At 65.2% G+C, this 14,277-nt stretch carries 8 protein-coding genes; 7 read left to right on the top strand and 1 reads right to left on the bottom strand.

What is annotated here, in order from left to right; all coding sequences use genetic code 11:
* The first annotated feature begins 312 nt into the window (after positions 1-312).
* The 6 genes from QX039_RS10955 to QX039_RS10930 all read left to right on the top strand — a co-directional run bounded on the left by QX039_RS10955 (position 313) and on the right by QX039_RS10930 (position 12,862).
* Positions 313-3,576: a hypothetical protein gene (locus QX039_RS10955; RefSeq protein ID WP_315738090.1), complete on the top strand. Its 3,264-nt coding sequence runs from the start codon at positions 313-315 to the stop codon at positions 3,574-3,576.
* Between the two features lie 566 nt (positions 3,577-4,142).
* Complete coding sequence (locus tag QX039_RS10950; protein WP_315738091.1) at positions 4,143-5,957, top strand: hypothetical protein; 1,815 nt, start codon at positions 4,143-4,145, stop codon at positions 5,955-5,957.
* 252 nt (positions 5,958-6,209) lie between these two features.
* A complete protein-coding gene (locus QX039_RS10945; protein ID WP_315770774.1) occupies positions 6,210-10,436 on the top strand; it encodes a sulfotransferase in 4,227 nt (1,408 codons plus the stop codon).
* Between the two features lie 698 nt (positions 10,437-11,134).
* Positions 11,135-11,728 carry a formyltransferase family protein gene (locus QX039_RS10940; RefSeq protein WP_315738093.1) on the top strand — a complete coding sequence of 198 codons (594 nt, stop codon included), beginning with the start codon at positions 11,135-11,137 and terminating at the stop codon, positions 11,726-11,728.
* A 293-nt stretch (positions 11,729-12,021) separates the two neighbouring features.
* Positions 12,022-12,372: a hypothetical protein gene (locus tag QX039_RS10935; protein WP_315738094.1), complete on the top strand. Its 351-nt coding sequence runs from the start codon at positions 12,022-12,024 to the stop codon at positions 12,370-12,372.
* 22 nt (positions 12,373-12,394) lie between these two features.
* Entirely contained in the window at positions 12,395-12,862 is a 468-nt protein-coding gene (locus tag QX039_RS10930) for a hypothetical protein (protein ID WP_315770776.1), read from the top strand.
* A gap of 6 nt (positions 12,863-12,868) precedes the next feature.
* Here QX039_RS10930 and QX039_RS10925 read toward each other — a convergent pair whose 3' ends face one another.
* Positions 12,869-13,099, bottom strand: a complete 231-nt coding sequence (locus tag QX039_RS10925; RefSeq protein ID WP_315738096.1) for a hypothetical protein — start codon at positions 13,097-13,099, stop codon at positions 12,869-12,871.
* A gap of 223 nt (positions 13,100-13,322) precedes the next feature.
* Here QX039_RS10925 and QX039_RS10920 point away from each other — a divergent pair, with 223 nt between their 5' ends.
* Positions 13,323-14,213, top strand: coding sequence for a DMT family transporter (locus tag QX039_RS10920; protein ID WP_315770779.1), 891 nt, complete (start codon positions 13,323-13,325; stop codon positions 14,211-14,213).
* Positions 14,214-14,277: the final 64 nt, after the last annotated feature.

Here is a 14,277-nt window from a genome sequence, read left to right as displayed (position 1 = left end):
TCGCATTTGCCGCTTGCCACCAAGAATCAATCACTTGGCACGCGATCGCGGCGCATCCGTCACAGATCCGCGATGTCTCGAGAACGACATAATTGCGGACTCCCCCACGCCTTTTTTGGCCCGATTGCTCCGAGCATATAGCGAGGTGCGACAAAGTAACGCGCGTCAGAAAAGCGCGCGGCACAGAAGCGCACGGGCGTGAGGCGCGGCGCGCAGCACGTCCGACGCAGGGCCGATGCGCTTCCGCATCGTCTGGCCAGTTTCGGTACGGGGCCCTGCCGGGCGTCGGATGAACTTGGGGAGAGATGATCTATGGCGAACAACACCTTCAACCCGACGGCGCTGGCCAACGGAACGTCGAACCTGCTGGTGCGCGCCTCAGCGCTCAACATGTCGACCGACCTCGTCCAGGCCGGCGTGGTGTTCAACGATGCAGTGCGCGCCTCGCTCGGCCTGTTCTCACAGGCCGGCAGCGGCAACTCGAACCCGTTCCTCGGCAGCTACACGACCGACCTCCACGCCGTACAGAACGACATCGCCGCGATGCTCGCCAATCCCGGTCAGGTGACGCTGGGCGGCCAGACCTTCACGCTGAATGCGACCGACACCGCCGTTCTCACCAACGTGCAGGCGCAGATCTCGACGCTGCTCACGGCCGCACCGCAGATCACGAATGCTGGCACGATCACGGCCGCGGATCAGACGCTGCACGCGGTCCAGCAGGAGATCCTGCAGGAGATCAACGGCGACGCGCATCTGTCCGGCGCGCTCAACAAGGTCAACTTCCTCGCCAACACCGGCGGCCAGGACGTCGGCTTCCAGAACACGCCGGCCGGTGCCGATGATGCGGCGACCTTGGCCGCAGCGACCGCAGGCAACACGCTGAAGGATGTCGGCCTCGTCTTCAACAAGGTCGTCGACCTCGCCTCCGGCGGCATCCACACCGGCAACCTTCAGGAGGTCACGACCGACCTCACCGCGATCTCGCAAGGTCTCACCAACATCCTCAACAACAAGACCCAGCTCGCGCAAATCGAGAAAGGCGAGACGGCGAATGCAGCCGCGCTGACGACCATCCATCTGCAGACGGTACTCGGACAGGTCAACCTCGAGCTCAACCAGTATGCCAAGGCGGAGACGACCGGCAATCAGGCCGCGTTGCGCGGCACCGCGGACAATCTGCTCGACAGCATCGACATCATCCAGAACGACGCCAATCTGAACACGGCGGCCGGCGGCAACGGAATGCCCGGCCATGCCGGCGGCTTCGCGGAGGATCCCGGCGGATTGACCGGCACGGTCACCAAGTTCCAGGACAACCAGGCGCAGACCAATTTCTGGGCCGCATTCCTGGCCGAAGCCAACACCATCAACGCAACCCTGCAGAAGATTTCGACCGGTGGCGCGCAAGCCAGCGCGGCATTGATCACGCAGATCCAGAACTACCAGCAGTTCGGCGCCAATTTCGACGCCGCCCAAGGCAACGTCTTCCGTGGCCGCTTCGACAACGAGCTGCTCAGCGGCACGCTGGAAGCCGACTCGGCGGCCGCCGTGAAAGGCTTGCAGGGCATTCTGAACGGCGACACCGGCGCGGCGCTGGCGGCCGACAAGGCGGCGCTCGCCGCTGCCGGCCAGGGCTTCGCGGCCGACGCCATGGACGTCTCCGGCAACAACATCGCCATCGGCGGCGCGACCTATGTCGGCTCGGCGACCACGGTCTCGACGGCCACGTCGGTGCACGGCCTGGCCCAAGGCACGATCCCGGTGACGGCAACCCCGAACATTGCCAACGGCACCGGCGGCTCATCGTCGACGCCGCCGGCTGGCGGCGCCACGCCGGTGAACTTCAGCCCGACCGCGCTTGCCAACGGCACGTCGAACCTCTTGACCCGTGCCACGGCGATCCAGCATTCGACCGATCTGGTGCAGGCTGGCGTCGTCTTCAACGACGCGGTGCGCGCCTCGCTCGGTCTCTTCAGTCTCGCCAACAGCGGCAACTCGCCGACCTTCCTGAGCAGCTACCAGGCCGACATCACCGCGGTGCAGACCGACATCGCCGCGATGCTCGCCAATCCGGGCCAGGTCACGCTCGGCGGGCATACCTTCGCGTTGAACGCCACCGATACGGCGGTTCTCACCAATGTCGAGGGCCAGTTGGGCACGCTGCTGCAGGCCGCGGGACAATTTGCGAACGCCACCACACAGGCCGCGGCCAGCCAGACCATTCATGCGCTGCAGCAGGAAATCCTCGGCGAAATCCACAACGACGCGCATCTGGCGAACGCGTTGAACAACGTCCCCTTCCTCGCCAATACCGGCGGCCAGGACGTCGCCTTCCAGACGTCGCCCGCGGGCGCGGACGATCCGGCGAGTCTTGCCGCCGCTACCGCCGGCAACAGCCTGAAGGACGTTGGTCTGGTCTTCAACAAGGCCGTCGAGGTCGCCTCGGGCGGCATCAACACCGGTAACCTTGCCGAGGTGACCGCGGACTTCACCGCCGTCCAGCACGGACTGACGGCCATCCTCAACAACAAGACCCAGCTCGCGCAGATCGAGGCTGGCGAGACTGCCAACGCCGCGGCGCTGACGACGATCCATCTGCAGACAGCGCTCGGCCAGATCAACCTGCAGCTGGGCAAGTATGATCAGGCTGCGACCACCGGCAATCAGGCCGCTCTCCGCGGCACTGCCGACAACCTGCTCGACATCATCGACATCATCCAGGGCGACACCAACCTCAACATGGCGGCAGGTGGCAACGGCAACGCCGGCCATGCGGGCGGCTTTGCCGAGGATCCGGGCGGGCTCAAAGGGACGGTCACCAAGTTCCAGGACAACCAGGCACAGACGAATTTCTGGGCCGCATTCCTGGCCGAGGCCAACACCATCAACGCGACGCTGCAGAAAATCTCGACCGGCGGCGCGCAGGCGAGTGCGGCCCTGATCACGCAGATCCAGAACTACCAGCAGTTCGGCGCCAATTTCGACGCCGCCCAGGGCGCCGTGTTCCAGGGACGGTTCGACAACGAGCTGCTCAGCGGCACGCTCGAAGCTGACACGGCCGGTGCCGTGAAGGGCCTGCAGGGCATCCTCAACGGCGACACCGGCGCAGCACTCGCGGCCGACAAGGCGATGATCGCCGCTGCCGGCCAGGGCTTTGCGGCGGACGCCATGGACGTCTCCGGCAACAACATTCCCGTCAATGGCGGCACCTATGTCGGGACGGCCACGACGGTCTCGGCGGCAACCTCCATCAAGGGCACCGCGCACGGCACCATTCCCGTCACTGCGACACCGAACCTGGCCAACGGCACCGGCGGCACCGCAGCGGCAGGAACCACCGCCGCCGGTGGCGCTGCAGCCGGTGGCACCGCGGCGAACGGAGGCACGTCGACCGGCGGAACGGCGGCTGGCGGAACGGCGGCGGGCACCACGGCCAACAACGGCAGCAACGCCACGCATCACAGCGATCATCACCATCATCACGATCACAGCCAGGGCGCGCATACGAGCCAGGCCGCGGCTGCCGGGCCCGACATGTCGCATCTCCACGCCATGCATCACATGTGGGGTTGACGAGGCAGCCGCAGCAGCTGCTGCGGCTCGAATACGGATACCTGGGAGCAAGCAGATGAGGTCCACTCGCGCAGTGCTCCCGGGGGAAATGAGAAGGACAATGAGCCGGGCGAGACGACACGCGTTGAAGAAGGAGGCCTCGGAAGATCAACAAAGATGCACGTTCCGTTCCGCATCGCGGAGGCTCGTCACGCTGGAACTTTTCTAAGGAGAGATCGGTGACCGGTCGCGAGATCGGGGCAACTTCTTGTCTGGACCGTGCGTCGAAGCGCCGCTGAGCGACGATGTTGCGGGGATGCCACGACGGAAATCAACGAGTTAGTAAGCTTCCGATCGCCGCCGTGACCCGGCTGCGACAGGAGCCATTTGCCCGAACAACATCATATTTGAGGACTCGGCGGCGCTTCTTTTGGCCCCATTGGAGCAAATAATTCCCAGGTGCTCTGAGGCTGCGACATTTCGCCCGTTCCGCGAGGGGTGAACGAGACGTCGCAGCCCGATCAACGCCCGCGTGCTGCCGATACGCCAAGCAGCAGACGCCGGGTTGAAACTTGGGGAGATGATCAATGGCAGCCAATACCTTCAACCCGACGGCGCTGGCGAATGGCACGTCCAATCTGCTGGTTCGCGCCTCTGCGCTCAACCTGTCGACCGACCTCGTGCAGGCCGGCGTCGTATTCAACGACGCTACTCGCATCTCGATCGGGCTGTTCTCGACGCCGCAGAACAGCGGCAACTCCAACCCGTTCCTCGGCAGCTACACCACCGACCTGCATGCCGTGCAGAACGACATCAACGCGATGCTGGCCAATCCCGGCCAGGTCACGGTCGGCGGTCAGGCCTTCACGCTCAACGCGACCGACACCGCGGTGCTCACCCAGGTTTCGAACGAGCTCACGACGCTGATCAACGCCGCCCCGCTGACGGCCAATCCGGCGACGCTCGCCGAAGCCGACCAGACCATCCACAACGTGCAGATGCAGATCCTGGCGCAGATCCAGGGCGACGCGCATCTTTCGGCCGCGCTCAATAACGTTCCCTTCCTGGCCAACACGGGTGCCATGGACGTGGCGTTCCAGAGCCTTCCCGCCGGTAACGACAGCGCCACCAATCTTGCTGCAGCGGCAGCGGGCGACCTGACCGCCATCGGAACGGTGTTCAATGCCGTCGCTGACCTTTCGCTGGGCGGCATGAGCGCCAACAACATCAACCAGATCCAGACTGATTTCACGGCCGTGACGCAGGGCCTTCAAGCGATCCTGAATGACCCGGCGAAGCTCGCCGCGATTGAAGCAGGTCAAACCTCCGTTGCTGCCCAAACGACGACACTTCATCTGATGACGCTGCTCAGCCAAGCAAACCTTCAGCTGAACAAATACGATGTCGCCGAGACGATGGCCAGTCCGACGGCGCTGCGCGGTTCCGCCGACAACATCGTCGACATGATCGACGTGTTTCAGAACGACGCGGCGCTCAACGCGGCAGCGGGCGGCACCGGGGCGCCCGGTCACATTGGCGGGTTCTCCGAAATGGCCGGCGGCCTGACCGGGACCGTCACGAAGTTCCAGGACAACCAGGCGCAGACCAATTTCTGGGCCTCGTTCCTCGCCGAGGGCAATACGCTGGGAGCGAAGTTGGTTGCGGTCGCCAATGGAACAGGTGCGGCGTCGCAAGCCCTGATCGACCAGATCACGAACTACCAGAACTTTGGCGCGGCGTTCGATGCGGCGCAGGGAGCGGTGTTCAAGGGACGGTTCGACGACGAGCTCGCCGCCGGAGCTCTACAGTCTGACACCATCATGGCCACCAAGGCGCTGATGGGCATCATGAACGGCGACACGGGTGCAGCCCTGGCGACGGATCAGGCGATGTTGAAGGCTGCGGCCGCGAACTACATCGGCAATGCCGGAGACATTGCTGGCAACAACATCGCGATCGGCGGATCGGCCTACGTGACATCCGCGACGAGCTTCGTGACGGCGACCGCGGTCAATGGCATTGCCCAGGGCACCGGCATGCCGGCGGGCGCCAATCCGAACATCGCCAACGGCACGGGCGGCGCCCCGGCGAGCCCGACCACGCCCGGCGGCGGCATGGGCGGAGGTGGCACGACGGGAGGCGGCACCACCGGCGGAGGCACTACGGGCGGAGGCACCACGGGAGGCGGGACGACCGGTGGCGGCACGACGGGCGGTGGAACGGCCGGCGGTGGAACAACCGGCGGCAACAACAACACCACCACGACGCACCACTGCGGCGGCCACCATAGCCATCATGGCAGCCACCACACGGCGGCAGCGGCCACAGCCGCAACGGCGGCAGCAGCTTCGAGCGGTCCGGACATGTCGCACCACCACGCGATGCATCACATGTGGGGCTGACGCCTCCAACGACACGCCCGATCAAAGCCGGTGCAGACTCCTTGGTCTGCACCGGCTTCGTTGCATTCCGGCGAGAGCCGGCGATCGCGCGAAAGACATTGGCGAGACCGGGCAGCGAGATCGCGGAGCGCGCCGACCGCACCGGCTCGAAGGGTTCTAGACGATCAATCGGGATCGGCACCCGCCAAGCCTCCGTTTCGCTTCATTCCGCCACGACAACTGCTTCCGTCGAACAATCAGTCAGTTGTGATCATGAACGAGCCAGCACTCGCCTTCCGCCCCCGACTCGTGTCCGCATCGACCAACTCCAGCGCGCCACTCCCGTCCACGCTTGATGGTCGCGCTCTGCAGGTTGCCGAGGAGGCCTACCGGAAAGTGCTTGCTCTTCAGCCAAGGCATTTCCGGACCCTGTGCAGCCTTGCGACTGTCCGCCTGCAACTCGGCGACGCGCAGGAGGCACGAACTCTGCTCGACCGGGCCGCGGACGCGGCGGGCGACTCGGCAGACCTGCACTTGACAGTCGGAAAGGCGTTCGCAAGTTTGGGCGACCTCGCCAAGGCGACATCGCATTTCGCGCGCGCCGCCGCACTCGACGAATCCTCGATCGAGCCCCGCCTGCTGCTCGGCGGCGCGCTGTACGGCCTGGGGGATCCCGCAGCGGCCGTCCGGCACCTCGAACTGGCGCTTGCCATCGATGGCACGAACCCGGACCTCCACCAGGCGCTCGGACTCGCCCTGCAGCGGCTCGGCCAGTCCGAGCGAGCGATGTCGCATCATGAGGCAGCGCTTGCGGCGAGGCCGCAATTTGCGGCAGCAGCCAGCAGTCTCGGTGATGCCTGCCGGCAGCTCGGCCGGCATCCGGAAGCCATCGCTCACTATACCCGAGCGCTCGCCATCGAGCCCAAGATGCCGACGGTCCTGCTCAATCTCGGGGGCTGTCATCAAGCGATGGGCGAACTGGATGCCGCCATTCGCACCTTGCAGCAGGCGCTCGCGTTGAGCCCTCATCTCGCCGAGGCGCACTACAATCTTGGCAATATCCACCTCGACATGAAGAGCTGGCCGGGGGCGATTTTCCACTACGAGCGAGCCGTCACTGAGCGGCCGGACTTCCCCGAAGCGCACAACAATTTCGCCAATGCGCTGCAGTCGGCGGGCCGGCACGAGGAGGCCCTGTCCCACTATGACGAGGCACTGCGGCTGCGACCAGACTACGCCATTGCCCACCGCAATCGCGCCGACTCGCTGCGGAACGTGCAGCGCTACGATGAGGCCATCGCCGGATATCAGGCCGCTCTTGCGCACGATCCCCGCGACACCACGACCATGAACCACCTTGCGGGCGTCCTGACGATCGTGGGCCGGCTCGACGAGGCGGCGCGTGCCTACGAATCCGCACTGGCTGTCAACCCGCGCAGTATCGGCACGCACCTCAACTACGGCGTGGTCAAGCCGTTCGCGGTCGACGACGCGCGCTGGGCGCCCTTGCAGGATCTGGCCGCGAGATCGGAGACGCTCACCGAGGATGCGCGCATCGCCCTGCACTTCACCCTCGGGCGGGCTTATGCCGACATCAAGGACGGCGAACGGTCGCTGGTCCACCTCAACGCCGGCAATGCCCTCGAGCGCCGCCGCATCAACTATGACGAGAACCAGACGCTGCGCCAGATCGAGCGCATCCGTGCGGTGTTCTCCAGGGACATGCTACAGGCGCGCGCAGGCCATGGCGATCCATCGCACGCGCCGGTGTTCGTCATCGGCATGCCCAGGTCCGGCACCAGCCTGATCGAGCAGATCCTGGCCAGCCATCCCGCCGTGCATGGCGCCGGCGAGGTCAACTACTTCGCGGCAGCCGCGGGGCTCTTCACCGATCGCGCCCGCGGCGACTATCCGGAGATGCTCGCCCAACTGTCCGATGCCGATGTCACCGCCCTCGCGCGCGCCTATCTCCAGCGTTTCACGGAGCTTCCGGCGAGTACCCAGCGCATCGTCGACAAGATGCCGTCGAACTTCCTGTTCGCAGGGCTCATCCATCTCGCGCTGCCGAATGCGCGCATCATTCACGTCCGGCGCAATCCGATCGACACCTGCCTGTCCTGCTACACGCAACTGTTTGCCGAGCCGCAGCCATTCGCTTACGACCTCGCCGAGCTCGGTCGCTACTACCGGGCCTACGAGGCGCTGATGAGCCATTGGCGTGCGGTCCTGCCGCAGGGCGTCATGCTCGAACTGTCCTACGAGGACGTCGTGCGCGATTTCGAGCCGAATGCCCGCAAGATCGTCGCGCATTGCGGGCTGGACTGGGATGAGGCCTGCCTTTCCTTCCACGAGAACGAGCGCCCGGTGAACACCGCGAGCGTGGTGCAGGTGCGCAAGCCGCTGTTCACCGGATCGGTCGGCCGCTGGCGCATGTATGGCGACCGGCTGAAGCCGCTGCTCGATGCGCTGGGCACCGAGGCCCTGCGACCGACGATCGCCGAGGCGATCGCGGGCATGACGCAGCCTCAGCCCGTCAACCTCACCCCGCCGGTGGTCACGCCGACGACGGACTCGCGGCCATTTGACGCCACGCGGCTTGCGTCACTGCAGACGCTGGCAGACGGCGTGGTCGCCGTCGCCAAGAGGCTGCAGAGCCGCGGCGAAATCAGCGATGCCGAACAGATCTTCAAGCTGATCCTTGCCGGCCAGCCGGCCAATTTCGACGCCCTCATCGGCCTCGGGATGATCTCAACCACGGCCAACCGGCTCGACGAGGCCAAGGACTACTTCCAGCGCGCGGTGGCGGTAAACGACAAGTCCGCCGAAGCCCATGGCAGCATCGGCGCCGTCGAGGCCTCGGCGGGGCGCTACGACGTAGCGGTGCAGCATTACGAGACCGCATTGTCGCTGTCGCCGAGCCATCCCGGCATTCTCTACGCCTTCGCCATGGTCCGGCAGAACCAGGGCCTGATCGACGAGGCGATGGCTCTGCTCCGGCGGGCGATCGACAACAAGCCGCAGCACCTGGACGCGCATTTCGCGCTCGGCAACCTGCTGTATACGGCGGGCAAGGACATCGAGGCGGCGAAACACTACCTCAAGGTCCTCGACTTCAGCCCGGAGCACGCCGAGACCCACAACAACATCGCCAACGTGCTGCTGCGCCAGGGCCATCGCGAACGTGCCATCGAGCACTACAAGCGGGCGATCGCGAGCCGGCCCGACTATGCCGACGCCTATGGCAACCTCGGCAACGCCTTCCTCGAGCTCAACCGGCTCGAGGAGTCGATCGAGCAGAACCTGCTGGCCATCAGGATCAAGCCGGAGCGCTTCGGCTCCTACAACAATCTCGGCGTCGCCTACCAGGCGCTCGGGCGCTTCGAGGAGGCGACGGCGGCGTTCCAGAAGGCCTTGGAGCTGGCCCCGGACGACGCGCCGATCCACCTCAATCTCGCGAACATGTCGAAGTTCAAGCCGGACGACAGCCGGCTTCCGAGTCTGCGGCAGCTCCTCGAACGCGTCGACCAGCTCGATCAGGAGAAGCAGATCGCAGCCCATTTCGCGATGGGCAAGGCGTTGTCCGACCTGAAGGACTACGACCTGGCCTTCTCGCATCTGCACAAGGCCAACACCCTCAAGCGCAAGACCTTCGACTACGACTCCGAGCAGCGGCTCGGCATGATGAAAAATGTCGCGGCGCGCTTCACCCCCGAGTTCTTTCGCACGGTTACCGGGCACGGCGACAACTCCTGGGCCCCGATCTTCATCGTCGGCATGCCGCGCTCTGGAACCACCCTGATGGAGCAGGTGCTGGCCAGCCATTCCAAGGTCTTCGGCGCGGGCGAGCTCGAGACCTTCAAGGAGCTCGTCGGCGAATGCGCCAACCGCCAGAAGGTCGTGCCGGCGTATCCCGATCTGATCACGCTTCTGCCACCCGAGGAGATGACGAAGATCGGGCAGGAATACACAGCCCGCGTTCGGACGCTGGCGCCGGAGGCCGAGCGCATCGTCGACAAGATGCCGCTGAACTTCCTGTTCGTCGGGCTGATCCACGCAGCATTCCCGCGCGCCAGGATCATCAACACGCGGCGCGACCCGCTCGACAATTGCGTCTCCTGCTACTCGCTGCTGTTCACCGGAGCCCAGCCCTTCGCCTACGACCTGACCGAGCTCGGCCACTACTACCGGGGCTATGAGAGCGTGATGGACCACTGGCACCAGGTGCTGCCGCCCGGCATCTTGATGGACGTTCAATACGAGGATCTGGTCGACGACCTCGAGGGCGTGTCACGCCGCGTGCTCGCCCATTGCGGGCTCGACTGGGAGGATGCCTGCCTCGACTTCCATCGCACCGAGCGCATGGTGCGCACGGCGAGCTTGATGCAGGTGCGCGAGCCGATCTACCGCCGTTCGATCGGAAGCTGGCGCCGCTACGAGAAACATCTCGGACCACTGTGCGCCGCGCTCGGCATCGACCATCCGCCGCCGGAAGCCACATGACCGCCGGCAAATAACCGGGTGCTGTTGCCCAGGGATCGGTGACAGGCGCGGCACCCGGCTATCCGGCCGCGCGGCGGAGCGGCTTGAGCATTGTGCTGCAGGGCCTTTAAGAAATTATCTTCGTCATATGCAGAAGCGTCAATTTTACTACGCAGACGGCCAACTGATAATACAATCACAAGTTCATTGACCTCTTCAGCCATTGGCCGAGGGGAATTGCGTTCGCAGACCGACCAGATCGCGTCCATTGAGCCGGCAGGAGTAGCGTCTTCGGTTGTCCTCATCAGTTCGGCTGATAGTTCGACCCTTTTAGTTGAGGTGTGTCGACCGATATGCCGTGATGCAGCAACCGGCCTTGACACAACCTTTCGGCGAGCTGCCGGTACCTATCCTGACTCCCGGTCCATCTGAAGCTGCAGCCGGCACCAGAGAGGGCATGTCATCCGCTCGGCCTGCATCTTGATGGCGGCCATGGCGATCGGCGCGCCGATAGGCGAGAAGGGCCCTGCCCCAACTCTGGCTCGGAGCGGCTTTCCCGTTCCCGTTTGGGTCCCCCAACGCCTCGGCCGGCCGGACGAAGCCAGACTGTGACGACGGCCCAGCAGGCGCTTGACCTGGAGGCCAAGGCTTGGTTTGACCCGTTTCATCCGGTCAGAGTCCGACCGGATCCAGCCCCCAACCGTGGAAGATCCCTGACCATGCGCATCACTCTCGTCGGCTCCCGCCATTTCGGTGTCGCCACACTGAACATGCTGCGCGAGAGAGGAATCGAGATCGCGCGGGTCGTCGTTCATGATGGCGAGGACCGGCTCGCAGCAGCGGCGCGGGCGGCCGGGATCGAGGTCGTAGTCCAGGCCAATCCGAAGGTCGTGCCGGCGGGCGAGATCGCCCCCGACACGGACCTGATCGTCACGGCGCATAGCCACGCCCGCGTCACCCACGAGGCGGTCGCAGCCGCCCGGCTCGGCGGCATCGGCTACCATCCGTCGCTGCTGCCGCGTCACCGGGGCATCGCTGCGGTGGAGTGGACCATCAATGAAGGCGATCCGATCGCCGGCGGCACCATCTATCACCTCGCGGACCGCATGGATGCGGGCGCCATCGCCGCTCAGGATTGGTGCTTCGTCAAGAAGGGCGAGACCGCCCGCGAGCTGTGGGAGCGCGCGCTGGCTCCGCTCGGCCTCAAGCTGCTCGGCGATGTCATCGAATCGGCCAAGGTGACCGGCACGATTCCGGCCAAGCCGCAGGACGAGCAGTTCGCGACCAACGCGCCCAGCCTCACCCCGCACTGAGCATCCGATCGCATCGCCCCGACAATTGCGTCGTCGCTCCAGTCGGCGCGCTCCTGTGCCCTGCGACGGCAGCATCACCTGCCATTGCAAGGCTGTGACGCTGGTCCGCTCGTGGGGTGCGCGAAGGCGCAGTTTGCCCATAATGCCGCCCGAATGGTTCAAGGCGGGGTTCCGCATTAATCGTTAATGAGCTGAAATTGCTCGATAAAATTCCGTTGCGGCGGTGCGGCAAATTTTCGTCACAATTCTTCCAAATAAGGTCCTGATCAAACGACATTGAGGGACAACGATTCATGCGTCTCGACCGCATTGGAATGGCTTTCGCCGCGTCGATCCTGGTGGGTAGCTCGGCCGCCCCCGCATTCGCCCAGTCGCCCTATGACGGCCAGTGGCAGGTGACGATCGTGACCAACAGTGGCACCTGCGAGCCCACAGCCAGCTCGACCTTGATCGTCGCAGACGGTAAGATTTCTGCGGCTGGCGCCAATGTGTCGGGTTCGATTGGACGCGAAGGCCTCGTCAAGGTCTCCATCAATGGCGCATATGCGAATGGGCAGCTCAACGGCAATTCTGGCTCGGGCAAGTGGAACGGCGCCTCGGCAGGTATCCCCTGCAGCGGCCGCTGGCAGGCTTCGCGCCTGTAACGGCGCGCACGCGCTCCTGAAGATGGTGCGGCGGCTAGCGGCCGCCGCCGTCGTTTTGACGGCAGGTGTGACCGCTTCGCCGGGGCACGCCGATCCCGGTCCCTTCACCGCCTTGGCCGGAACATGGGGCGGCAGCGGCACGGTTGCCCTCGAGGACGGCTCAACCGAGCGCATCCGGTGCCGGGCCCGTTATGGCGTCTCGGGACCGCGGATGACGCTCGTCCTGACCTGCGCCAGCGATGCCTACAAGTTCGCTCTGCAGGCCGAGGTGATCGCCGAGGGCTCCGCCATCTCGGGAACCTGGAGTGAGTCCAGCCGCGGCATCAGTGGCGTGCTGCAGGGACGCGGCGGCGGCGGCAACTTCCAGCTGGTTGCAACCACCGCCGGCTTCAATGCCAACATCGCGCTCGCCACCCGCGGCAACAGGCAGTCGGTATCGATCCGGGCCGACAGCCAGTTCCGCGCAGCCAACATTTCAATGTCGCGGTGATCCCGATCAGCCGCTGCGCTTGGCGCCGGGGACCGCACCTGCGGATGGCGCCGGAGCCAGCTGCGCGGCGGTGCGCTTGATGGTCTTGGCGACCAGCAGCGCCTGCTCCCGCGTCATGGCAAAGTCCTGCACACCTTTATGGGTGGTCAGCGACAGCACCATGAGATGAGGCTCCCGCTCCGGCCAGCCAGTGGCAAAGGCGGTCACGAAGTCGGCTGAAGCGGCGCGTTCGGTCATGTCTTGTCTCTGGCTGCCTTGGGCTGTTTTACGGGCTGTTTCGCGGCGGTCGCTTTAGGACGAAACACAGCCACACTCCACGTTTTTCTCGATGACACGCGTCCGTCGCGAGCAAAGCCTGTAGCGGCGTTGATGCACTGCACCGTTGATTTCATTTGCATTGCCCTGCATGCGAGGTGATACAGCGCGCCTTCGCCGCCCTCCTCCCTGTCTCCACCACCTCATGCATCGTCCCGCTTCGAAACTGATCGCCGCATTGTGGATGACGGGCTGGCTCAGCCTGATGCTGGTGATGGCGGTGGCCGGACGCGAAGCCATGCGCGAGCTCAACGTGTTCGAGCTGATGGAGCTGCGCTGCCTGATCGGCCTGGTGATGCTGTCGCCGGTCATCGCACTGAGCGGCGGCTTTGCGAGGCTGCGCACCTCGCGGCTCAAGCAGCACGCGGCGCGCAACCTCGTCCATTACGGCGCGCAGCTCGGCTGGTTCTTCGCGCTCACCTTGATCCCGATCGGCCAGGTGGTGGCGATCGAGTTCACGATGCCGATCTGGACGGCGCTGCTGGCAGCAGCCTTCCTCGGCGAGCGCATCACCCTGTTCAAGCTGGCGGCGATCGGGCTCGGCCTCGTCGGCGTCGTCGTGATCGTCCGCCCGGATACCGGGGCGGTCAATTCGGGACAGCTCATCGCGCTGGCCGCCGCGGTCGGCTTCGGCATCTCGATCGCTCTGGTAAAGCTGCTGACGCGCACCGAGCCCACCGTGTCGATCATCTTCTGGATGCTGGTGGTGCAATCCATCGCCGGCCTCATCCCTTCGCTCTTATTCTGGACGCCGCCATCGGCCACGACCTGGGGCTGGATCCTCCTCGTCGCCTTCTGTGGGACCTTCTCGCATTTCTGCATGGCGCGCGCGCTGCTCTACGCCGACGCTACCATCGTGGTGCCCATGGATTTTCTCCGCGTTCCGCTGACCGCCACCGTCGGCTGGCTGGTCTATGCGGAGCGTCTCGACGGATTGACCGTGCTCGGCGCTGCGTTGATTCTCGCCGGAAACTTGCTGAACCTGCGTCCCCCGCAACCTCGGCCCGTGCCGATCGGCGGTTCGGCAGGGACTTGAGGCGCCGGGGAGCCCCTGCCTCCCCTCGAGCGACGTGATTCGGATCACGAAACGGGCGCGCTAC

Origin of the sequence: Bradyrhizobium sp. SZCCHNR1043 (genome assembly GCF_032489675.1) — a bacterium.
GTDB lineage: Bacteria > Pseudomonadota > Alphaproteobacteria > Rhizobiales > Xanthobacteraceae > Bradyrhizobium.
The sequence above is the reverse complement of the archived record's forward strand: the minus strand, read 5'-3'. Positions and strand labels throughout refer to the sequence as shown.